This window comes from Ruminiclostridium cellobioparum subsp. termitidis CT1112, from assembly GCF_000350485.1.
GTDB lineage: Bacteria > Bacillota > Clostridia > Acetivibrionales > DSM-1351 > Ruminiclostridium > Ruminiclostridium termitidis.
The window spans coordinates 55,256-79,722 of sequence record NZ_AORV01000040.1; the positions used below are offsets into that span (position 1 = coordinate 55,256).

Sequence of the window (24,467 nt, forward strand, 5' to 3'; positions counted from 1 at the left end):
GATATCATCAGTATTAAAAATTGTCAGTATAATTAAGTAACTCTTGAACATCAAAGACAAAGTCCTTTAGATAATCAAACTCAGTAAGTTCTGAACTATATGCTGGTTCTAGACATAAAATTATCTTTCGCACAATGTTATATAATCTTATTGCTGACAAACATTTTCTAATCTTGCCACTATGAGTTAATGCTGAGCGAACATTCCTATCTTCAAATGCTACGCTTAAATCAATATTATCTCCTTCATTATTTTCAGTGAAAAATGTGTTTAACATTTCTGAGACACCGTTAAAATCCAGTCTTGATTTTAGCCAATTATCTTTGTTAGAGCCATGTGCATTGTAATTATTGGGGAGGCCTTCAGAATAATGGCAGAGGATACAATTCTGAAAGAAATCATATACACAAAAAAGATCTAGTTTGGCTCCAAAGTTATTTTCCACTCCTTCTATCAATTGAGTCTGTCATTTCATCTTTCAATAATGTTCTATATTTTTCATACTGACCCTTATATCAAATAACGCATTCGTTTATACTTTTTCTAATTTCATTTTGTACTTCTGTGCCTAAAGAACTTACAAATGTAATCATATATCAATCTATTTCCAATCAAATACTTAATAATACTTATATACAAAAAACGTCTAGATATTTTAAATTCTCAGTAACGCTGTACATGCTTTATTAAAGCAAACTTTTACAATTTTTCAAATACAGAAATCTAACATCTAATATGTGAGCAATCTAGGGGTTATTCTTCCTTGTCAGTAACATCTTCTGTACCACCGGCTAAAATACTATCCATTCATTTCAACTAGATTTACTTCTTATAGCATATAAACATACAGTATCTTGGTTTGTCCCACAATGAACCATAGAGCATTTGTACCTTATCATCAGGGTATATTTCCTTAAATTCATCTATATTAAAACCAGATTTTATAATGCAATTAATATAATGAGATAACGGCCGATGATAGTATGGAACACCACAAATTTCATTTTTATTATCCTTAGTTATTTTAAAGGATATCTCAGTTGCTAGTGGTAGCATATAATTATGGCTTTTATCGAATATTTTTTTATAGTCATTGAAAAAACAAGGGTGTGGAATAGAAAAAATAAAATTTCCTTTCTTTTTTATATGAATAGCAACTGAACCAAGAAAACACTCTAAATCTTCTACAACATGTGCAACTAAATGTGAGAAGGCAAGATCATACTTCTCACATTCTGCTAAATCTGCTGGCGTACTCATTAATAATTCCACATTACTCTCTGACAGTACTTCTTTAGCAACTTTATACATACCTACTGATGGTTCAATAGCTGTTATACTTAAATTCTGTTTTGCCAGCTCTTTCGACATATGACCAGTACCTGCACCAACCTCCAGAACTCTCTGAGGTTTATATGAACATATGTATTCAATAAAAATAGGCAAAAACACATTATTAAAAGTGATATCTAAACCTGATTCTATTTGCTCTTGCCTAATTATAGCATTATTTGACCACCTATTTAACATTTGAAAGCTCCTTCGACTTTTTTATAATATCTTTTGCCATCGCAATAATCTGTGGACCTGAATTATTATCAAAAACAGTGAATTCATGTTCTGGATGTACCCCCCGAGCTATTGCGAGCTTTTCTGCGCCACTTCTATCGCCATTTACTAAAGTAAATCGAGCTTCTGGTACCACATTGTCATTTATAACATAGAAACTGCAACCATTTAGTTTTTCTTTGCATTGTTGAGATATCTCTGTTGTTGTAATAATCTCAATCTTCAAGCCTGAATCAATTTTTGACTTTAACACTTTAATTAATTTATCATTTGAAATTAACCAAGAAGCACGGTTACTAATAATAGTCGCGTTAGTACCAGTAGATATAAATTTCTCCATGAAATCTATAGTATCTTCTTTCTTTTTATCAGTCCTTGTTTCTGGTAAGTACCTTAGGCCCTTCTTTCCAATAAGTAAAACTACTGATGCAATTTCTACAACTGTAACTCCAATTAGCCATTTTAGATAGGGTAAATCCTTAATATCTGAAACAAACCAAACATATCCAATCCCTATAAGAGTTAGTAAGGCTGTAGCGATAGTTATCCCAGTAAATAAATACAAAACGGTTCTCACTAATTTTTGCATATTTATTATTACACCCCTAAGCTATTCAAAATATTACCTTATTACTAGCTTTCAACTTTACATTATAGCCATAATACATCTTCCATATCGACTCTATTTTACCACTTTTCAACATATTTTGTAACGGCTTAAAACTATTTTTTAAGAATTTAATCATTAAAAACCCCCAGTACCGAACCTTTCTCACCAGGTTCGGTACTGGGGGCCGCCACAATACATAGTATATTTAAATGATAAATATTTCTTTATGCATAAAAAGCTTTAAGACTACACATATTAATTAGTCAATATCAGAAGTTATACTAGGAAACTCCGATATTACCCTTGAAAATTCACATATTGGAAATGGAAGTGGTTATGTAGACAGAAGTTTTATAACTCTTACAATGCATATCAATAAAAATTTCATGAGAGCGCTCATATTTATTCATGCTCTATATTCTTCTTTATACTTTTTCTATTACTACGTCTATTATTTTCTCTATATTTTTTATTTTCTTGCTTAATATAACTGTATATGATGTAGAAGAAATATTATTCTTTACTATTGAAATCAAAAATGCCCTATACCCACATAGGTAATCTAATAATTGAATCACTGTTTCAAAAGTTTTTATACTACCTTTTACTTTAAGCTTTAAATCCGTTACTTCTTGTAACCAGTTAGCTCTTCCTAATATCTGTCTATCAACAGAATATTTATTGCTATTAAAATTCTTGTTTTCTCTGAAGAAATAAATCAGCTTATTTATATTATTGAGTTTCGCACGTGATAAGTGAACATCATTTTGTATAACAAATCCACCTAAGCACATCTTTCCATTTTCAGTTTTTTTCTTATTATAATTACACTCAAATCCATTTTCTTTCATAATCTTTTTTATCATGGAATAAAAAAAATTGTCTTTTCCGAAATCAATTTTGTCAGAAGAAAACAACATATCATCTGCATATCGGGTATAAGAAACATCGAACTCTTGGCAATATTTTGTGATTCTTTGGTCAATCCTTTTAAATATAGCATTTGAAATACTCGGAGATGTTACCGCCCCTTGTGGTAACTTGTCATCAAGCATTACAATGTCAATAATAATATCAATAACTTCATCAATATTAATAAATTCTTTTAACATTACTTTCACTTGATCAATAGTAATAGTATCAAAAAATCCTTTTATATCTGCTCTCAAATAACTTGTTTTTTTAATATGTTCTATTAAATATTTATTATAATTCTCACCTTTTACAAAACCTTTAACTGCTAAAGGTATTGCTATATTAGCTAAAAAATTATCTTTCAAATTTCTTTGAATCTGATATAAATATGAACTTTTGTCTATAGCATGTATCTTTCTTTTTCCATCTTTTTAGGAATTTCAAACTCTGAATAACACTCTGTTTTACTAGATATTATTTCTTTAACTTGTATTTCGTCAGTTTTCAAAATCTTTGTGTAAAAATAACTTTTTTCTGAAATAAACATTTTGCATCCTCATAGTTGAATAAAAATGTAGGAAGTACTTTCTCAACAACTCGTTTACGCACGCAAAATACGTGGACAGTTGACGAGTGCATAGGGCGATATCCGAACATAAGTCAAATTGTGTTCTCTTACCTTGGCTTTATGGTTGCAAGTCCTCATCAAGGTTCTTGCTTACACTTACATGCAAACAAAACATTTCTACTTCCTACATTTACGTTAACATCAACTTTTAATTGCCTTTTCCATTATTAAGATAACTTCGTATATTTCTCCAAAATTATCAATAAATTCACTTTGTAGCTTTTCTAACATTGATTTGTTCTCAATTGTTTTTTTAAAGTTTTTATATGTATTTTGATCATCATAATCAATATTAAGAGTTGAACACAAAAAGAATTCAATCCATCTTGATACCCAGCCACTTGTTTTAATAATTCTATTATCCATTATAACATTATATAAATTATTAGCAATTCCTGGATTAAAAGTTTTTATTTCATCTAATTTCAATATATAATCTGATTTTCCTTCAAACAGCAATCTTAAGAAATTTAGCTTGTCGTTTCTACTAAAAGAATTATAATGTAATTCAATATTATTTATGTTATTACTTTTAAAAATGTATTTTTTAGCAAAATCCCAAAACTTGAATTGATTATCTTTATTTATTAGCATTCCCTCTGCTGTTGTTTCAGCTACTACTAATCCATACTCTTTAAAATAATTTTTAATAGTCCCCAAAAATGTTTCATAATTTGTATCTACAGATGAAAAAAATGGTAGCAGATAATTAAATCTGCACTTTTGTGCCATAGCACCTATTCTTTTTCGTGCAATATATGTTTTTTTCCTCTTCTCAGTATAATAATATCGTTCATTATCCACATGGTAATCTTTGAATAAATCTGTTTTTATTTTAAATGAGTTTATATCTTTATTCTTAACAATTACTTTGTCCATATCAACCAAAGCTACCATAGGAGTAGAATATCTACGAATCTTAGGAGAAATAATTTTTTTCACTACATCATCCGACATGACTTTATTGATTATATCAGCTTGCTTTAAAACTGGAAACAATTCTTTAATAAATTTATTTTCAAATAGTTCTAATTCGGTCTCCCCTTCAATCGAAAATAGTAAGCGAGAAAAATATGCATTTGCATGTTGATCCGTAATCCTTATTTTAGATTTATTTTCGGTCTTAGCATTAAACAATCTCATCTTTGAAATAAAAGAATATTGTTCTATAGTTCTAACATGAAATACATTTGAATTTTCAGAATCATTCATCATAATATTTTTAATCATTCTTGGCGAATGTGTTGATATTAAAAATTCAATATTTTTATTTGTTAATAAAATACGTTCTGATAATTCGTCTACTAATTTATGATGCAAGCTAATTTCAGGCTCGTCAATAATAATAAAAGGAGACTTCATCTTTTTTTCTGATATCAATATTAAAATTTCAATTAATAGCTTAGTATAATTAAATGAATTTGTCCCATTTGAAAAATGGTATAATTTATTGTCCTTAAAGTCAAATTCATTACCTTCAAAATAAACTTGAGATAGCACTCTTGCATATTTTTTGGGTGTAAATTTTTCAACTTTAACATTTGCATTCCCAAATGCTTTTTTTAGCTCATCATAAAAATTTTTTAATCTATAATCTTCATTGGTAACTATATTATTAATATCTTTTTTTATAAGTTGTGACGTTTTATTTTCAGTTTTAACAACGTCTCCAATATGCTCCCATAAATTACTCCAGTCTGTTAAATCTAAAGCTCTTGAATCTATTAAATATAACGGCACCAAATCATGTAGCAATGCACGTTCTTTCTCATTACACCCTTTCCATAAAACTTTTTTATCTTTAGTTTTTACAAGTGTAATAGTTATCAATCCCTTTGTGCCCATATTAACTATCTTTTGAAAATAGGATAAATGAGGTGACTTGTTTGCCGATAATTGTTGTTTGCATCTTTTTTGTAAGTTATACAAATTATAAGTTATTGAAATTTTAATACAATTACTATATTTATTGTTGACATCAAATATGCTTTCATCATTACAAGGTATCAAAAGGTTATCATAAAAATATTTTATAGCTGAAATTACATTAGTTTTACCGCTGCCATTTTCGCCTATAAGAATGTTAATATCGCTTAAAGAAAGCGAGCATTTTTTAATTGATTTATAATTTTCTATTTGCACTCTTAATATACTCATGCTCACTATACTCCTAAATATATTAGTTTTAAAATATGTATTTAAATTACTTTTAATATCCGGCAAATCCAAATTTACCAATTATACAGCACTCACAACAATAATCCGATCCTTATTAATAAAACACTTACTTCATAAAACATTTTAACTTTTGTTAATAAAACCATATCTCCCAAAATTTTTATTCTTGGAGAAATGACAATAATTAACTCTAGGATCTACCTTATCATACTTATCATCAGTATTTTCAATAAGAATAAGCTGCTTATTCGCATATTCCTTAATCGCATATTCAAAAAAAGCATCTATCATTTTATTTGACTTAAGTATTTTTTTTCCCTTCTTCTCATCTCCCTCAGTAAGAGATGTAAATGGTGAATCAAATATTATGAAATTTGGTGTTGGGACTTTATATTTATCAGCTATCCATTTTAATGACATAACATAAGAAATATATGCTAGAGCGCTAAAACCTTGTCCATAAGCTTTTCTTTTTTGTGAATTTATATAAAAATCTAATTCTTTACTATCAAATCTAACTTCTATGGTATCTGAAAATTTAAATTTTTCAAGTAAGTCTTTCATATTCTTACATAATTCTTCTAGACGATTACTATAATCCGTATCATCTAAATTTACCTCATCATCTTGACTTGTTGTATCATCTGTCATTTTTTCATATTTACTGATTTTCTTACTCAATTCTACAATTTCATTTTCATATATTTCTACTTTCGTCTTAAGCTTACTATAAGTTAAAACTTGATTATAATCGATTTTCTTATTATCTAGCTTAGGTATTAACTCGTTTATATAGTAGTCTTCTATCTTCCTGCTGTGATTATTTATTCTCTCCATCTCAAAAATAATCTCTTGCCACCTGTCATTAACATCTGAAATAGCATCTTCAATTCCCATTCTCTTTTCAGCTATTTTTCTTTTTTCGCTATTAAATGCATTATAAATGTTTTCTAAGCTGGTCTGTTCTTTTTTAATCTCCGAATGGCACAATGGACATATCGCTTTTTCAATTTGAGCTAAATAGTTTTCCCCTTCATAAACAAAGTCTAGTCTTTCCATTTCTGTTTCATATTGTTTTTTTAACATACCAAATCTATTTACTGTTTGCTCGGCTTTTACCAACTCCGATTGTAAATTGATTAATTTCTCTTTATTTTCGTTTAATCTATCCTTATGTATACTAATCTCATTTTCAATCTCTATAATTTCATTACTAAATTTTTCAATTTGTTCTTTCGATAACTCATACGCTTTATTTTCTTCCAAATTCTGCTTTACACCACTCAACTTTTGTTCCGCCTCAATCAAAAGCTCTTGTAATAATTCCAGCTTATCAGTTGCTCTTCCTATAACTGATTTGCTTTTGATACTCTTTTTACGATTTCCTAATCCAGTTAATAAAAATTTAAGCTTTTCCCTTGTGAAAACCATATGCGGATAACTTGATTCGGTTTCTACAATAGATTCAGACTTTGCAGTAATCTTTTCTTCACTTATCACGAAATTTTTTAGCAACAGCCTAAATGTTAATTGCTTTTCTTTATTCTTTACAGTACTTTTTAAAAATATCTTTTCTTTATAGCCAAGCAATTCCATAAGATATTTAGACAAACTATTTTTCGCTTGTGTCGATACTTTATACGTTATGAATACAGTATTTTCATTGATGCTGTCTATGTCACAATAACACACTTTTATCTCATCTGGTTCATCCAATGGACGTATAAGCGTCTGAATTATACCGTTTATTGACAATTCCAAAAAAGCCAAATTGTATCCCTTACTTTCATTAATCTGACTTGGTGGAGTAGATGAACCCAAAACATAATTAATCAAGTCAAATACATATGTCTTTCCGGTGTCACTACCTCCAGTAATTAGATTAACACCTGTCCTAAATATTAAGTCAGAATCCTTCTTATCTGTGCCACGTAGTAAAATCCTATTTAATATCATATCAGTCACTAGTTTCTCACCCCTCTCTATAAAATTCTATACCATATTCAAGAACATTTTTATTCAATTCTTCTTCAATAATTTTGCTCCTCGTTCTATGAATTTCAGATGCTATCCAATTAGCTCTTTCTTCTAACTGATGCTTATATTTTGATGAAATATTATTTAAAAATAATTTAGTAAAACCATTTTGCTTGTACAAAATTCCTTCGTCTGTAAGTACTACATCTAAAATACCATTTTCACACATCAAATTAATGCCTTCCTTTAATACTTCTCTTTTTACAACTAATTTAGCGTATCTATAAGGAGTCTCTACATGTAACGATGGATATTTATCACTAAATTCACCTGAATTAGTAAGTAGATAATCATATGTCAATAATTTATCCAAAGCCAACGCTTCATTCTCAAATTGAGACAAAAGAACCGTTACCCTTAGTCCAAACTCTATTGATGAATTCAAAATTCTTCTATTCTCCATCCTGTTTAACCCACCTTACCTTCTCTTCATTTGCCAACTGATGACAAACACCTTTTCTGTCTGCAGGCCTTGTAACTTGCCCTAAAATATTACAACTCAAATCAATTCTTTGGACTTCTTTTAAGGTTTCTTTTATGCACACATATCCATTATCATAATCATCATTAATTGTATCAATTATAGCGTCATGAATAATAGATTTAAATTCATCATAGATTTCTTCTGAAGGCAAAGACTCATTCGCGTAATCCTTTAAAGATTCTGCCTTATAAAAACAAATTCTTTGATCCTTAAAATGGGTATATTCCTTTGTATATTTTTCCAATTCATTTATACCATTAATTTTAAATCCTAAAGCATCACTATATGCTTCAATTAATCTTTTTATATAAATATCTTCATTGGGTTGTATTGCTCTTTCAGGTATTCTATCTAGTGGTCTTGGTTTACTAAATCCTCCACCAAAGAATGCAGGATAAAATCTGGATTTTTCAAATTCAGATAGAATAGCAGCCGTCCCCTTACCTTTAAATATAGAAAAGTCAAAATTATTAATATACTCTTCAATTTCTCCTTCCAACTTTATCTTTTCTTTCTTTGTTATATTATCTTTGCAATAGGAATCCCAATTTTCTACTAGGTTTTTTCGCAATTCATCTGGATTATTTAACATGTCATTTAACTTTGTACCAATATTTTTAGGTGCAACAAAATAATAACTCCTTGGGATTGTATACTCTTTTTTATATGTATAATAAATCACTTTTCCTATCTCACAATAAATATCTACTGGCGCTAAGCTACCCTTATAATGCTTGCACTGGTAATTATCCCATGTTCCATCATCCATATTGACAATTGCAACAACATCTCTGCCCTTGTCTCCTGCTCCGCCCAAATGGCCTATTTCTTCATATTTTCTATCCAATTCATTATAAGATTTAGATACACAATCAATAAGCCAACACGAAATAAATTCTTCATATAACTTATCATCAAAGGTAGAAATAATTTGTTGTGGAGTCAACTGTATACCGTAAATTAAACGATATAAATTTACATCTCTAAGATTAGGTTCCCGTATATCACCCACAATGACACCATCCTTTAATTTGAAATTATAAAATTTACACACTCAATGGGCATATAACCACTTCTGAGATTTAATTATCACCGCAATCTACTTTCGCATCAGTTTTATTCTACCATAATTCAACAATTATGTAATAAGTTTTTACATTTATTTCACCAACAATTATTTAACTTTATCTCAAATTACATTTTTCATTTTATAGGTATATATTACAAATTTCTGTCCACACTTATAAATAAATCAAATTAAATTCATTTAAATTCAATCTATTTTGTTTGTGGAGCAATTATATAGAAACACATTTAAAGAACAAATTAAAATTAGTAGTAAATGGTAGTATTCACCAAGAAAACACTACAACGAACAAAGGTAACAGTATAAGTCTTGAAGAAGATACGTGTTCACAGATAATTAATGCCTATACAAATCGACTTATGGCTAGACGTCTTAAGCCATCAAGTATAAGAACCACCATTAATATTATAAATGACTTATTTCTATTTACAAACCAGTATCCTTGGGATTGGACACCTGAGGTCTTTGATGAGTGGTGTGCCTATTTATATAGAGAAAGAAATAATTGTGAAACGACTCAGCGTCATAAGCAAAATATGCTAGCACGATTTCAGTCTTTTTTAGTTGAGTCTCCACAACTTAGCGAGCTTTGTAAAGTAAACTTTGGGAAAAAGCCTTTATTAATTTGCTCAGAGGACAACCTCATACCCCATAAAGTGCCAGATGAAAATAAAGAAAAGCGATTAGCCTTAACAAAAGATCATCTAAAATGCTTATGAGCATACTTCGACGAACAGATAGCCTTAGCATATAAAAACAAATCAAAAAGCTTAAAAGTTCTTCAGAGAGATAAAGTGTTATACCTTATTATCTATTATTATGGATTACGGGCAAATGAAGTTTCTATGCTTGATACAACAGATTTTTTACACAATCCTAAACGCCCTGAATGGGATAACTTTGGAGGTATTATCGTCAGGTTTGGAAAGGCCAGTGGAGGTAGTCCTCCAAAACGTCGGACTGTATGGACTATTTCAGAAACTTCAGTTGAGTACTTAAGGTGGTATCTTGAAAACATCAGACCTTTATTCGGATTTGATGAAAGTAAAAGCTTATTTCTTACTGAACGTGGATGCCGCATGAATCCAAAAACTATTACTCAGAATTTTAAAGAACACCTTAAATGTGCTGGTCTTCCGCATGAAAATTACTCAACACATTGTCTATGGCATAGTTATATAAGCCATTTATCTGAAGACTTGGAAATCAGTCCACGATTCATCCAAGAGCAAGTAGGCCATACCTATTTAGCGACAACACAAATATATACGCATCTTTCAGATACTTTTGTATCAAAACAGCTTACAAACGTAATAGACCGACAAGTTGGCGAAATTCTTACCGAAGGGATGTAATTAAATGATTGAAACAAGTTTTTATAATAGATTTACTTACCAAAAAACAAAAATATTTTGGGATATCTTTGATAAAACGTCTGAAGAATATTCTTCAGATTCGCTTAATTATATTACAGTTAAAAGGGACAAAGTTATTTTTCAGTTATGTTATTCATATGGACTTAGAATTGAAGAAGTATTAAACTTAACTCTCATTGATTGTAACTTTAGCAGTCAGCCTCTAGAATCATATGGAAGCATATATATACAAAATCTAAACAGCAGGCTTATATATCCTTTATTCCATGAAGCAACAGAGGATATACGTAAATACCTTGATATCATCAGTACTAATAACAAACTTTGCAACAACAAAATATTTTCAACTATTAAAGGTAATATTCTTTCTAAACATTACATGGAAAACAGATTAAGATTTTATAATTCAAAGCTATCATTGATACAGAGGATTGAGAGCATAAATCTATTCAGGCAATATTATATTGCTGATATTTTAAGGATTAAAGGGCTTTCTCAGAATTTTATAAATAATCAAATCGGCAATAATATTACAAACAATCAAGTTTACCTGCACTTACAACCTGATAAAACCTGTATTGGAGTGAAATATGTTTAAGTGGAAGCTAAAAGAGAAAATGGCGGAGAAAGGAATATGGCGTTGTACTGACCTCACAAAGTTGCTAAATGCCCATGGCATTAATATAACATCGTCAATGGTTACTTTAATTGTCGATAAAATGCCGGAGAGAATCAATACTAAGGTACTTGATGCTTTATGCGATATTCTTGAATGTGCACCTGCTGATATCATGATACACACTTCATCAGGAAAAAGTGCTGAAAAGTTACTTAAAGCAGTCGGCGATGAAATAGGAATCAAACCAGGCCCAAAGCCACGAAAAAAATCAGGCTCCTCAGATGTACCTGATTCTGTACTGGGCCCAAAAGGTGGTGTAATCAATTAATGTCCGATGATAAATGGTCTAAAAAATTCACTAAATGTATTAGCTGCAACACTACACTACATCCACATAAAGCTAAAGGACTTTGTAATTCCTGCTATCAAAAATAACACGAATATCCCAAAAGTGAATGTAGTATTTGCGGAAAGGTTAGCAGAGTTCATAAAATAGAAAATGGGAATGTTATCTGTTCTAAATGCTATAAGCAACCATTACATACATGCAGTATCTGTAATAAACAAGCTTCGGCGGCTGTTAAGCTGAATATGACAGAATATGTATATGACTCATGTTATACAAAGCATTATAGAAATAAACAAATTTGCTCTATTTGTGGCAAATCTGAATTACTTGCAATTAACTCAATAGATAAAAAGGTATGTGTAAAATGTTATTCTTCACCTAATAATCTTTGTTCTAGATGTGGCAGGAATATAGAGTCCCCTTATATAGTAAATGGAACTCACGTTTGCAGCCGTTGTTATGAAAATTTCAGACAAGATAATACATTTTCTAATCTTAATATAAGTAAGGAGTCCTACACTTGTAGTATTTGTGGTAACTTAGGTTCCGTTCACCGTATATATAATGACAACTCAGTAATATGTCAGAGTTGTTATGCTTAACAATCAAGCGTCTGTATCTCTTGTAATAATCCAATATTACCTATTCATTCGCATCTGGATGCTTTACCATATTGCAGAAACTGTTATTTTTTATGAAAATTTAGAACCCATCAAAATCCTTTAGTATCAAGCCTTTCAGAGATTCTCCTAACCAATTAAATCAAATTTAACTCAATTATCTGAAATCTAATTTGATTTTCTATTAGTTTTTTTACAGAATCCTTTGATATCAAGGATTTCGGAGTTTGTAACATCAGAAGTTATCACCCGCACTTACTATACCCGCAGTTCCTGCAAATAACACAGCCTCCCTCATGTTCCACTGTTTTGCCGCATTCCGGACATGCGCCTCCCGGGTCGTATCCGTCAAAGCCCATTTCAGGATTTGAACACACCTCTTTCAATGTACACGCATAACAATCTGAGGCGCAGACGGTTTCACTGTCGCCGGATGGGTTTGGCCTCTGGACAACACTGTATTCCTGTGTGGTAAAATCATTGCTGCCGTCCTCGTCCTTACTGCTGTGAATTTTGGCAACCTTCTCAATCAGTCTCCCGATAGCATCCGGACAGGACAGTACATTCAGTCCTTTCTGGCGGATTGTTGAGGGACATCTGATACCTTTCAGCTGCTCCACTATGGATTTGACATCCATTCCTGAACGCAGTGCAACCGAGACCAGTCGGCTTGTGGCTTCCGACTGCGAAGGGCAGCCTCCTGCACGCCCGGTATTTGTAAATACTTCACATATCCCGTTTTCATCATAGTTAACAGTTATATAAAGATTACCGCAGCCAATCTTCACCTTCTCGGTAAAACCGGTGGTTATATCCGGCCTTGGCCTGGGCTCAATACCTGTGATCCTCTTTGAAATATCATTGCAGGAATCGCAATAAACATTATCTCCGGCAGGCAGGGTCTGATCGTCGGAGGCTTCCTTGCCCTGAACCTTGCCAATATTCAGAACCTGCAAATCACGGCTCCCGTCCCTGTATATAGTCACTCCCTTGCATTGGGCCCTGTAAGCCAGTGTAAATACTTCTCTTACGTCATCGGTAGTTGCATCATGGCTTAAATTAACCGTTTTAGAAACCGCATTATCAGTATGCCTTTGAAAAGCAGCCTGCATTTTAACATGCCATTCCGGTCTTACATCATGAGCTGTTACAAAAACATCGCGGACTTCCTTTGGGATCTCCTCCATATGTTTGACAGTACCGGACTTTGCAATTTGCTTCATTAATTCATCCGAATAAAAATTGCCTTTGACTGCAGCATTTTTAAATACGGGATTGACTTCAACAAGTTCGTTATTATCCATAACATTTCTGATGTATGAAATCGCAAAAATAGGTTCAATACCGCTGGAAACACCGGCTATAAGGCTGAGTGTGCCTGTTGGAGCTATTGTTGTAGTAGTGGCATTTCTCAGTTTTATACCCTTCTTCGCAAAAACACTCTCTTCATAATATGGAAAAGCACCCTTTTGTTCGGCTAATTCCTGTGAGGCCTTCTGAGCATTATCCTGTATGAATCCCATAACCTTATCAGCCAGCTCTATTGCTTGCTGTGAATTGTAAGAAATATTCAGTGCACAAAGCATATCAGCCCATCCCATGACACCGAGACCTATCTTTCTCGTTCCTCTTGTCATCTTATCAATCTCTGCTAACGGATATTTGTTGGCTTCAATAACATTGTCCAAAAAGTGAACAGCCTTTTTCACAGTTTCCGCCAATTTATCAAAATCCAAGGAGTCCTTTTCCTCATTAAGCATATTATACAGGTTAATTGACCCGAGGTTACAGGCTTCATACGGAAGCAGGGGCTGCTCTCCGCACGGATTGGTACTCTCGATTTCACCAAGCTTCGGAGTAACATTGTCCCTGTTCAGCCTGTCGAGAAAAATTATTCCCGGTTCCCCATTCTTCCAGGCCATTTCGACTATCAAATCAAAGACTTTTTTAGCATTCAGCTTTCCAACCGGCTTTTTAGTCTTTGGATCAATAAGTTCATATTCAAGATTATATTCCACAGCCTTCATGAAATCTTCGGTAATGCCCACACTAAGGTTAAAATTGGTAATTTCCGAATTATCCTTCTTGCATGTAATAAACTCCATAATATCGGGATGATCCACCCTGAGAATACCCATATTGGCGCCGCGGCGGGTTCCTCCCTGCTTTACGGCCTCAGTGGCGGCATTGAAAACCTTCATAAAGCTTATAGGTCCGCTGGCCACTCCTCCTGTGGAATTAACAGCCGAACCTTTGGGACGGAGCCTGGAAAAACTAAAGCCTGTCCCCCCACCGCTTTTATGTATCAATGCAGCATTTTTTATAGATTCAAATATGCCCTCCATGGTATCTTCCACAGGCAGCACAAAGCATGCACTGAGTTGACCCAGCGGTCTTCCTGCATTCATTAAGGTAGGAGAATTGGGCAAAAACTCAAGGTTTGCCATCATTTCATAAAATTCCATCTCTATTTTTTCAATACCGGCTTTGTCGGTATAATTTTCATCCGCTGATGCAATTGCTTTTGCAACACGTTTAAACATGCCTTCCACATCTTCAATAAGGTTGCCGTCCTCATTCTTTTCCAAATATCTTTTCTCCAGTACTTTAATCGCATTCTCAGAAAGCTTCATTAAAATCCCCTTCCAATATCTATATTTTGTGTTTTCCCAAAAGCGCTTGCACAATATATTGTATCATTGCCCAAAATTTTTTTCAATAATTAGCTAGTTTATTTTATATAGTAAATAAGTACTATTTATATATAAGTCATACCGGACCAGGAAGATCTACATATAATAATATGCATTTTAACGCAAAAAGCAGGATAACTTTAGTCATCCTGCTTTTATTGTTTCTATATAATTTTCTATTATTACTTTCCCGTTTGGTTTATTACTTTTCAGGATTAAAATAGGATTCCTGGTATTTGTTGCTTGGATCCCACAATATCCATTCTTCATAGCCGGCGTCATATACGGCCTTAATCTGTTCTTTTACCTGCTGGGGCCCATATGTCTGGTAATATCCGTTTGGCAGGTATTTTGCTGTAAACGCCTGCAGATAAGGTCTTACCTTTGCCTTATAGTTCTCGGCAGCAGCTATTTTGGCTTTTGTTGAAACAAGAGCATTATACATTACTTTATATGGTTCAAGATCGGGCTTTGTGAAGACTATACCATTAATTTGCTGTCCTACTCCGTTAGCCATTATCCCTTTTTTTGCATCGTTGGCATAATGTGAGGGATAGATCATGGGGCTTATGCAGTAAATGTCCTTACCAACCTCGGTAATTCTTTGTCCGATACTTTCTCCGTCGGGTTTGCTCTCAACTATGATAGCAAATACGTCGGCCGATACCGGTACTTTAGCTTCATCATGCAGCACTTTATTTGCCTTTGCAAGAAAACCATTTATGGCGACAGCTTTTTCGGGTACATTGGCTCCGTAATTAAAATCTGCTTTTTTTCCTGTTGGAAATCTCACATAATCAAACTGTATCTCGTCAAAGCCTTTTGATACGGCCTCTTTAGCTATTGCAATATTATAATCCCAAACCTCTTCATTATATGGATTAGTCCAGGGAGTCTTTCCATTTTCCAGCCACAGGGAACCTTTTGAATTTTTAATAGCCAGATCTGCCCTGTTTTTAGCAAGGGTAGGATCTTTAAATGTCACAATACGGCCTATGACATAGACACCGTTATCATGAAACTTTTTAATAAGTTTTTCAGGATTGTAGTACTTGGTCTGTTTACCATATTTCTTTACTACATCCAGTTCTGATTCATAATTCAGGGAACCGTCTTCTTTAATGTCAACTACAACTGTATTCAACTCTGTTTTTTTTGCCAGATCTATTATCTTGTCCACCCTGTCGGTCGATCCTGCTGAAGGTCCTGTCAAATAAACAGCCTTAACTTTAATGTTTTCAATGCCTGGTGAAAGCTGCAGTCCATTCACAGTCTGAGGCTTTTGCTCTTCAGCTGTTGTGTTTGAAGGCTCTGTAGTTGTGTTCGCAGGCTGTGTTGAGTTTCCAGCAGTTGGTTCTGATGACTGATTTGCCGGCTGACTTTGTTGAGCTGTTCCCGATGAGCTTGCACTTATTTCGCTTACTTTGCCATCGTTGTTGTTTCCGGTTAATGCTGTACAGGAAGTAAGCATCAAAACAATTAATAAAACTGATATTACCAGGGAGATTTTTGTTTTCTTTTTCATAAGTACCCCATCCTAAGAATTATTTTTCATTAAATAGTATAACTGATTAGTACGGTTTTTATATGTAAAAATCAATATTAACATACAATAGTGATTATACATAATGAAAGAGAAAAAATCAAACTGTTAATTTTCAAAAAATGCTAACCTTAAAAAAGATGGCAGGCAACCTGATGGTGGTCTTTGACCTTGCGAAATTCAGGAACCTTCTCCCTGCAAATGTCCTTTGCATATGGACATCTCGTGTGGAATCTGCATCCCAAAGGCGGGTTTTCCGGGCTGGGAATATCACCGTTCAACACAATCCGGCTGCGTTTTCGTTCGGGGTCGGGAATCGGTACGGCAGACAGTAAAGCCTTTGTATACGGATGAATTGGATTTAAAAACAGTTCACTCCTTGTAGCCAATTCCACCACTGAACCAAGATACATAATGGCTATCCGGGAGCAGAGATGTTCTACAATTCCCAGGTCATGCGAAATAAACAGATAAGTGAGCTTCCGTTCCTCTTGCAGATCGCTGAACAGGTTGATTATCTGCGCCTGAATGGAAACGTCCAAAGAGGAAACAGGTTCATCGGCCACAATAAATTCCGGATTCAGGGCAATGGCTCTCGCAATAACAATGCGCTGACGCTGTCCGCCTGAAAATTCATGGGGATACCGGTCCATAAACCGGGCTGCCATCCCGCATTGGGCCAGGATATTTTCCACCTGCTCCCCCACGTCTGCCCTGGTGGCCAGTCGGTGTGCAAGCAGCGGCTCGGCGATGGCGTCTCCAATGCGGATACGGGGATTAAGCGAGCTGTATGGGTCCTGAAAAATGTACTGCATGCGGGTATGCGTCTTGTGAAATTCCTTCGGAGGAAGGGAGTGAATATCCAGGCCGTCAAACATGACTTGGCCGGAGGTTCTCCCATGCATGCGCAGAACGGTTTGCCCAAGAGTCGTCTTTCCGCTTCCCGACTCGCCTACCAAACCGAAGGCCTCCCCTCTGAAAATCTCGAAGCTTACACCGTCTACAGCCCGGACCCAACCCACAGGTCTTCCGAACAAGCCTCCCTTAACAGGAAAATATTTTTTTAAATCAGTAATCTTCAGCAGTGGTCGATCCATTGGCAACTCCTTCCTTATACAGCAGGCAGGCCGTTTTATGCCCGCCCGCATCTGAGACAGATTCCGGATACTCCTTCCGGCAGGCTTCCATACAGCTTTCACAGCGGTCGGCAAAATAGCAGCCCTGGGGCAGTTCAGACAGGTCCGGAACCTGTCCCTTGATAGAATACAGTCTGTCACGGCGCTGCCCGATCACAGGTCTTGACTTCAAAAGTCCGCGGGTATACGGATGCCTGGGATGGCGGAACAGCTCTGTTACAGGAGCTTCCTCAATGATCCTGCCCGCATACATGACAATAACATAATCCGCAATCTCAGCCACGACGCCAAGGTCGTGGGTTATAAACAGGATGGACATGTCTGATTGGTCACGGAGCTGTCGCAGCAGGTCCAGTACCTGTGCCTGAATGGTAACATCCAGCGCAGTCGTAGGCTCGTCTGCGATCAGCAGCTCCGGCTGGCAGCTCAGCGCAATAGCAATCATAACGCGCTGCAGCATCCCGCCGCTTAATTCGTGGGGATATGAATCCATAATCTTCTCCGCTCGCGGGAGACCTACCTTCTTAATCAATTCCACACCCTTCTCCCAGGCTTCCTTCCGGTCACAAAGAGTATGCTCCAGAAGAGTTTCCGAAATCTGCCGTCCAATGGTAAACACCGGGTTCAAAGATGTCATCGGTTCCTGAAAGATCATTGAAATTTTGTCCCCGCGCAAATTATGAATTTCCTTTGTATTCATTTTTAAAATATCTCTGTTGTGAAATAGAATTTCGCCGCCGGCAATCCGCCCTGGAAAGTCAACCAGACGCAGAAGAGAAAGAGCGGTGACACTTTTTCCGCAGCCCGACTCACCCACAATACAAATAACCTTTCCCTTCGGTACAGAGAAGCTGACGTTGTCAACCGCTTTACTGACCCGTCCCTCCAAATGGAAAAAAGTCTGCAGATTGCGGACGGTAATAATTGGTTCCTCCATACGTTACCTTCCTTTCATTTTGGGATCCAATACATCACGGACCGCGTCACCCAGCACATTGATGGCGACAACGGTAATGAAGATGGCAGCTCCGGGTGGAATCCAGAGCCAGGGGTGCTTTTGAAAATCTATCAAATTATTGGCAATAGTTATCATGTTTCCCCACGACGACGTGGGCTCTACCACTCCCAAACCCAGAAAGCTTAATGTAGATTCACTGAGGATACCTGAGGCCGTGCTCAATGTTGCAACAACTATCAGCAACGGATAGGTGTTAGGCAAAAGATGGTGGAAAATCTTCCTCCAGGTGCCCAGCCCCAGTACATCTGCCGCTTTCATATACATTTGTTCCCGCAGGGATAGGATCTGCCCCCTGATCAGTCTCGCCAGTCCCGGCCAACCGACCAGGCTCAGCATGAGCATGACAATGTACAGCCGGTAGTCGGTCGGCACCTTAAACTCCGAAAGCATTGCCGCAATGATGATCAGCAGAGGAAGGCTCGGAATGGACATCAGAATGTCAGCAATACGCATAATAATGCTGTCCACAATCCCGCCATAGTAACCTGACACAGCACCGAGCAATGATCCCAGCAGCAGTGAAAGCACCATGGACGCAAGACCCACTGTCAGCGAAATCCTTCCTGCAAGCATCAGGCGCGTCATTACATCGCGTCCGTATATATCGGTGCCCAGCCAGTGTGTGAAATCCGGCGGATGCTTCATCACAGTAACATCAATCCCATTGGAGGAATATGGTGAAATCAATGGGCCTACGAAACTGAACAAAAACATAAACCCAAGGATGCAGGCGCTGAACACAGCGCTTCTGTTTTTGAACAACCTGCGGAAGGACTGTTCCCATATGGACTTCGAACGCTTACGGCCCGAAGAAGCTTTTCTTTTTAGTATAGACATGTCAGCCTCCCTCCTTCTTCGTCAGCCGGATACGCGGATCGGCGGCAGCATATAGAACATCGGCCAGAAAATTCCCCAGTATGGTCAGAAAAGCCAAAAGCATGGTCAATGTCATCAGCACGGGATAATCGCGGGCACTTAGAGCATCCAGCTGAATCCTGCCTATTCCGGGCCAGCTGAAAATCTGCTCCGTGATTATTGCCCCTGAAAACAGTCCCGGCAGTTCGAACGCCAGCAATGTAATGGCCGGTAAAATAGCATTCCGTAACGCATGCCTGAAGATGACCGTGCGCTCCTTCAGCCCCTTTGCCCGGGCAGTGCGGATAAAATCCATCCTGAGCACTTCCAGCATGCCGGTTCTGAAATATCTGGTCAGTGATCCGACACTTAAAAATGTTAAAACGGTGATTGGCAGGATCATATGTCTAAGTACCTCCAACACGTAGGCAAGGCCGGTTGTAGTACTCCCCGTATCGATCATGCCTCCTATGGGAAGAATGTGAAGATCGACTCCGAATAACTTTATCAGCAAAAGACCTATAAAAAATGACGGTACCGATAGTGATGCGAATACACCCAGAGTTACCAGCCTGTCAAAAATTGAATACTGTTTTGTCGCTGAGTAGATGCCGATCACAAGAGCGATGGTCCATGTGAAAAAGAGCGTAGCCAGTGCGACTATAAAGGAATTCCATATATACTGGTTGATCAGCGTTGTCACAGGCTGCATGTGTTGGAGCGAAAAACCGAAATCACCATGGAATACGTTTTTCAACCAGATGAAATACCGCACGATAAGCGGTTTGTTCATCCCATACAACGCCCGGAGCTCTTCCAGACGCTGTGGGCTAAGTCTTCGGTTAGAGGAAAAATAGTCGCCCGGCATAAGGGCAAACAGGAAAAAAATGAGCAGAGATATCCCAAACAGAATGGGAATCATCTGCAAAAACCGCCGTAGAATATATTTTCTCATGGTCAACCGCCTTTCATAGCGCTGAACGCTCACCTCGGCGTGTGGGGAGCGTTCAGCATGTTTGAATTATGTTCTGAGATGTCCGGCAGCTGCCGGATATCTCAAGTCAGTTCTATTTAGAATAAATAGTTCTGGTCCTCCTGATAAAAGACGGGTTACCTTATTTTTAATTTGGCAAGCTGGATGGCTACGTCCGAGGCACCTGTTGTATAATTCTCACCGCCGATGATCCGGTCATTCCATGCTGAAATGCTCTTGCGGTAGTCAATCAGTATAACCGGCGGATCCTTGCTCAGTTCTTGATACAGCTTTGTGTAAATAGTCTGCCGTTTTGTTTTATCCGATGTGCTGATACCTTCCTTTATCAACTGTGTCACTGTCGGATTGGAATACCCGGAAGGATTCACGTTGGGGTCTGTGGAGGAGAATTCATAAACGGGATCATTGGGATCGATAAGTCCGTTGGTTCGTACCGAGAGAAGGTCGTAATCGCCTTTGTTCAGACGGTCAAACATGGTGTTTGCATCCAGGACCTCGGGTACAAAATCGACACCGATGGCTTTATAACTTTCTTTTGCAATTGGAATAATGGGATCATCCGGCTTTGTAGTCAGGTATGAAAGCTTCAGCTTCTGTCCATCCTTCTGGAGAATACCGTCAGAACCGGCTTTCCAGCCAAGACCCTCCAGCAGCTGTTTTGCCTTGTCAGGATCGTAATTATATTTCGTTACGCCTTCCTCGGTATAGGACCAGAGTGTCGGAGCCGCAAATACGTTTGCAACCTCTCCATAACCGTTGTATTTGACGTCAATAATCTTCTGGCGGTCAAGGCCGTAATACAATGCCTGACGCGCAGCAGTATCCTTAAGATATGGCTTTTTATTATTGACATATATGATTCCGAAATCCGGGATTGTCCGGATGCGTATATTGGCAAAACCCAGAGCTTTCAACTGTTCAAGCGTATCCTGGTCGGTTGAGAAACTGTCCAGGTCGGTCTGTCCGGTCTGGAAAGACTGGAGTGCCGTACTTGTAGAGGTTACTTTAAAAATCAGATGTTCAATTGAAGGCTTGCCTCCGTAATAGTTCGGGTTGGCATTATAACGGATTTCCTGCCCGTTTATATACTGGTCAAGCTGGTAAGGGCCATCACCCATGGGTTTTGCATACAAATCCCTCAGGTAATCAAGCTTCCCCTTCTGGTAGCCATTTCCGTAATAGGCTTTTGAAATTACCGATCCCCCCAGTGTGGTCAGGCTCAATGGGTTGAGCTTTTCCGTGGTAATCTGAATTGTTGTCGGATCAATTACCTTGATACCGGAAATGGAAGTCGCGTTTCCATTCTTGTATTCGTCCGTGCCTTTGATTACTATGTTGGAAAAATCTACATTGCCTGCTGCATATGCTGGGTCATTGAGCAGCGTCAGAGTGAAAGCTACATCTTCTGCTGTCAAAGGGGAACCATCACTGAATTTCAGGTTGGGTCTCAGATAATATGTATAAGTCAGGTTATCAGGTGAAATTTCCCATTTCTCTGCAAGGTCCGGTATGGGATTTCCATTGTCATCAACCGTTACAAGCGAGGAAAAAATCGGCTGCACCGCATTTCCGTCCCAACCGTTGTCATAAAAGTAAGGCAGGAACACTCCGCCCGGTTCGTGAATGGTCGCAACAAATGTATCGGTGCGTTTGTTTGCGGTATCCGGGCTTTTACCCGGGTCGGTTGCTTTTATCAACTCAACCTTTGAGTCTGTCAGCTTTACCGCCTGGGTCGAATCTGCAGCTGAAGATGACGCGGCGGAAGATGACGATGCACTTCCGGTTCCATTCGATGTGCAGGATGTGCTTAAAACTACTACTGTACTCAACATTAAAGCCATAAGTCCAATGGTTTTCTTTTTCATAAATTACACCTCTTTTTATATTAGTCATATATGTTAATTATATCCATTTCTACAATTCATATATGTTTAGTATACTTGTGAATTTTAACACTTAGAACTAATTCTGTCAATACCTATCGGAATAATATGTTGTAATTTTGAATAAGCATTTTCTGGACTGGCCTGACCGGTATTCATTGATTAATTGCGCACAAAAAAGAGCAGATTATTAAAGAATCTACTCTTTGGAGTCATGATGCAAAAAAGATTTTACTGTTAGGTAAATCACACGGCTGGATTAAGAGAAAATTGAAATTTGATCTACTTCGTATTATCTCACAATCTATTTTTCCATATTGATATGGAAGGGTATGACATTGTCCGTATTTCTATGGGCAAATATTTTCCCGTCCCCGCTAGTCAGATTGTAGATGACCGACCACTGTAACTTATCGGTATCCCCATCCATCACACCAACATCTGCAAGCAGGGAGATTGCCTGTCTTTCGCTTAACATGCCGAAATTTTCATTGATTGCAGCTTTTACCCTGCCGTATCGTTCGAACTCGTTAAAGCCCTCTCCGATATTCACACCGTTATATGCTATGAAATTCGAAGCGATCTGATAATCCGTATCTGTTTCTACGGTCTGTAAATTGCCATCGTAATACTCCACAAGAACAGAACGACCGCTTGCATCGGCAATCAAATAATGGCAATCAATACCGCCCGAAAAATAAATATTATATTGTTTCAGGAGATCCACCGCTTCATCTGCTGTGGCGGCCTTATCAAGTACAAGCCGGATCGCTGTGGTAGTATTCAGTGTAATCTTATTTTCGTCTTTTTGGATATCAGCCTCAGGAACAGCGAGCAGCGCAATAGCCACCCCCTTTTCGTTTACTCCGTCAAAGGGAAGAAACGGGGCCGCCAGAGTCAAAAAGCTGTCCAAATTCAGACCGCTTGGCAGATAATCAGCCGAATACCCCGCAAAGGACAAGTTGACTGTTGACACAGATGCATAGTTATTTGGGGGATTTGTATAAAGCTGCAAGGACGGCGCATATGTAAAATCAAAGTTCCTGCCATAGAGGATTTCACCATTTTCGTTTCGAGTAACAAATGCGGTACAACCGTCCCCCGTTACACCTAAATTAATCGGTATGCCTTTTAGTAAACTCCTCGTTACGAATGCCTCGATGTCTGCGTCACTCTCAGCACCAACCTTCAGAAAATCATCAAACCCGTAATCTCCATAATATGTCATTTGAAACATGCCATGATCGTCCAACTTTTTCAAAGAGATCAGACTGCGGATTTCATTTCCAAACAGAGCTGTTGCCGCAATAAACACGACTAAAAGTATGCATAAAAATATAATTCCTGTCCGCTTTATAACTTTTTGCTTTTTATTCATTTTATATCCTTCTCGATATAGACAATATCAAGCTCCAAACTCAGTTTCACATACTTTACTGTATAAAGAAAAGACATAGCTTCTCCTTGATGGAAATACTATGTCTTCTTGGCTCCTCAAGTAGGACTTGAACCTACGACCCTGCGGTTAACAGCCGCATGCTCTACCGACTGAGCTATTGAGGAATATAAATCTGGCAGAGACTTACTTTCCCGGGCCGTTGCCAGCCAAGTATTATCAGCACTGAGATGCTTAACTGCCGTGTTCGGTATGGGAACGGGTGTGGCCATCTCGTCATTTCCACCAGAAAATTTACAGATTTTGATATGCTTCGCATTACTGCGTTACTTTCCTCGCTCGGGTACTCACTTATCACATAAGTGACCTTCCTCGCTTCGTCAGTGCCTTGTAATGCTTGCATCTGAAAATCTGATTTTAACTTTTTAACTAATCCCTTTGAGATCTACTCATTGAGAATTAAATAATGTATCGAAG

20 protein-coding genes, 1 tRNA gene and 1 rRNA gene are annotated in these 24,467 nt (G+C 36.9%); 3 read left to right on the plus strand and 19 right to left on the minus strand.

Going from position 1 to position 24,467, the window contains the following annotated elements; genetic code table 11:
- Positions 1–13: 13 nt before the first annotated feature.
- The 9 genes from CTER_RS15195 to CTER_RS15230 all read right to left on the minus strand — a co-directional run bounded on the left by CTER_RS15195 (position 14) and on the right by CTER_RS15230 (position 9,433).
- Entirely contained in the window at positions 14–457 is a 444-nt protein-coding gene (locus tag CTER_RS15195) for a hypothetical protein (RefSeq protein WP_131469443.1), read from the minus strand.
- 365 nt (positions 458–822) lie between these two features.
- The gene (locus tag CTER_RS15200) at positions 823–1,530 is read right to left on the minus strand and encodes a class I SAM-dependent methyltransferase (RefSeq protein ID WP_004626779.1); all 708 of its coding nucleotides are present in this window, start codon (positions 1,528–1,530) and stop codon (positions 823–825) included.
- On the minus strand, positions 1,520–2,158 hold the full coding sequence (locus CTER_RS15205; RefSeq protein WP_004626714.1) for a hypothetical protein: 639 nt from the start codon (positions 2,156–2,158) through the stop codon (positions 1,520–1,522). The genes CTER_RS15200 and CTER_RS15205 overlap by 11 nt, the downstream gene beginning before the upstream one ends.
- A gap of 446 nt (positions 2,159–2,604) precedes the next feature.
- On the minus strand, positions 2,605–3,459 hold the full coding sequence (locus CTER_RS15210; RefSeq protein ID WP_004626825.1) for a reverse transcriptase domain-containing protein: 855 nt from the start codon (positions 3,457–3,459) through the stop codon (positions 2,605–2,607).
- A gap of 35 nt (positions 3,460–3,494) precedes the next feature.
- The gene (locus tag CTER_RS28335; protein WP_004626764.1) at positions 3,495–3,641 is read right to left on the minus strand and encodes a hypothetical protein; all 147 of its coding nucleotides are present in this window, start codon (positions 3,639–3,641) and stop codon (positions 3,495–3,497) included.
- Positions 3,642–3,863: 222 nt separating this feature from the next.
- On the minus strand, positions 3,864–5,879 hold the full coding sequence (locus tag CTER_RS15215; RefSeq protein ID WP_004626766.1) for a retron Eco8 family effector endonuclease: 2,016 nt from the start codon (positions 5,877–5,879) through the stop codon (positions 3,864–3,866).
- 144 nt (positions 5,880–6,023) lie between these two features.
- Positions 6,024–7,865, minus strand: coding sequence for a coiled-coil domain-containing protein (locus CTER_RS15220; protein ID WP_040761320.1), 1,842 nt, complete (start codon positions 7,863–7,865; stop codon positions 6,024–6,026).
- Positions 7,866–7,872: 7 nt separating this feature from the next.
- On the minus strand, positions 7,873–8,340 hold the full coding sequence (locus CTER_RS15225) for an ABC-three component system middle component 2 (RefSeq protein WP_004626843.1): 468 nt from the start codon (positions 8,338–8,340) through the stop codon (positions 7,873–7,875).
- Complete coding sequence (locus CTER_RS15230; RefSeq protein WP_004626722.1) at positions 8,330–9,433, minus strand: ABC-three component system protein; 1,104 nt, start codon at positions 9,431–9,433, stop codon at positions 8,330–8,332. Before CTER_RS15230 ends, CTER_RS15225 begins: the two co-directional genes overlap by 11 nt.
- An 869-nt stretch (positions 9,434–10,302) precedes the next feature.
- Here CTER_RS15230 and CTER_RS28890 point away from each other — a divergent pair.
- The 3 genes from CTER_RS28890 to CTER_RS15245 are packed head-to-tail and all read left to right on the plus strand — an operon-like array spanning position 10,303 to position 11,831.
- Positions 10,303–10,863 carry a tyrosine-type recombinase/integrase gene (locus CTER_RS28890; RefSeq protein WP_242834993.1) on the plus strand — a complete coding sequence of 187 codons (561 nt, stop codon included), beginning with the start codon at positions 10,303–10,305 and terminating at the stop codon, positions 10,861–10,863.
- Between the two features lie 4 nt (positions 10,864–10,867).
- Positions 10,868–11,482: a site-specific integrase gene (locus CTER_RS15240; RefSeq protein ID WP_004626806.1), complete on the plus strand. Its 615-nt coding sequence runs from the start codon at positions 10,868–10,870 to the stop codon at positions 11,480–11,482.
- Positions 11,475–11,831 carry a helix-turn-helix domain-containing protein gene (locus tag CTER_RS15245; protein ID WP_004626762.1) on the plus strand — a complete coding sequence of 119 codons (357 nt, stop codon included), beginning with the start codon at positions 11,475–11,477 and terminating at the stop codon, positions 11,829–11,831. Before CTER_RS15240 ends, CTER_RS15245 begins: the two co-directional genes overlap by 8 nt.
- Positions 11,832–12,717: 886 nt before the next feature.
- Here the strand turns inward: CTER_RS15245 and CTER_RS15250 are convergent.
- The 10 genes from CTER_RS15250 to rrf all read right to left on the minus strand — a co-directional run bounded on the left by CTER_RS15250 (position 12,718) and on the right by rrf (position 24,280).
- Positions 12,718–15,105 carry a vitamin B12-dependent ribonucleotide reductase gene (locus CTER_RS15250; RefSeq protein ID WP_004626728.1) on the minus strand — a complete coding sequence of 796 codons (2,388 nt, stop codon included), beginning with the start codon at positions 15,103–15,105 and terminating at the stop codon, positions 12,718–12,720.
- A 262-nt stretch (positions 15,106–15,367) separates the two neighbouring features.
- The gene (locus CTER_RS15255; protein ID WP_004626756.1) at positions 15,368–16,690 is read right to left on the minus strand and encodes a putative glycoside hydrolase; all 1,323 of its coding nucleotides are present in this window, start codon (positions 16,688–16,690) and stop codon (positions 15,368–15,370) included.
- Positions 16,691–16,839: 149 nt separating this feature from the next.
- Complete coding sequence (locus CTER_RS15260; RefSeq protein ID WP_004626785.1) at positions 16,840–17,805, minus strand: ABC transporter ATP-binding protein; 966 nt, start codon at positions 17,803–17,805, stop codon at positions 16,840–16,842.
- Positions 17,777–18,781, minus strand: a complete 1,005-nt coding sequence (locus CTER_RS15265) for an ABC transporter ATP-binding protein (RefSeq protein ID WP_004626832.1) — start codon at positions 18,779–18,781, stop codon at positions 17,777–17,779. The genes CTER_RS15260 and CTER_RS15265 overlap by 29 nt, the downstream gene beginning before the upstream one ends.
- A 3-nt stretch (positions 18,782–18,784) precedes the next feature.
- The gene (opp4C, locus tag CTER_RS15270; RefSeq protein WP_004626774.1) at positions 18,785–19,699 is read right to left on the minus strand and encodes an oligopeptide ABC transporter permease; all 915 of its coding nucleotides are present in this window, start codon (positions 19,697–19,699) and stop codon (positions 18,785–18,787) included.
- Position 19,700: 1 nt separating this feature from the next.
- The gene (locus CTER_RS15275) at positions 19,701–20,672 is read right to left on the minus strand and encodes an ABC transporter permease (RefSeq protein ID WP_027629982.1); all 972 of its coding nucleotides are present in this window, start codon (positions 20,670–20,672) and stop codon (positions 19,701–19,703) included.
- 155 nt (positions 20,673–20,827) lie between these two features.
- Complete coding sequence (locus CTER_RS15280; protein ID WP_004626772.1) at positions 20,828–22,576, minus strand: ABC transporter substrate-binding protein; 1,749 nt, start codon at positions 22,574–22,576, stop codon at positions 20,828–20,830.
- Positions 22,577–22,898: 322 nt separating this feature from the next.
- Positions 22,899–23,972, minus strand: a complete 1,074-nt coding sequence (locus tag CTER_RS15285) for a linear amide C-N hydrolase (RefSeq protein WP_004626787.1) — start codon at positions 23,970–23,972, stop codon at positions 22,899–22,901.
- Positions 23,973–24,081: 109 nt separating this feature from the next.
- Positions 24,082–24,157: transfer RNA gene (locus tag CTER_RS15290), tRNA-Asn, on the minus strand.
- 6 nt (positions 24,158–24,163) lie between these two features.
- Positions 24,164–24,280 (minus strand): 5S ribosomal RNA (gene rrf, locus CTER_RS15295).
- Positions 24,281–24,467: the final 187 nt, after the last annotated feature.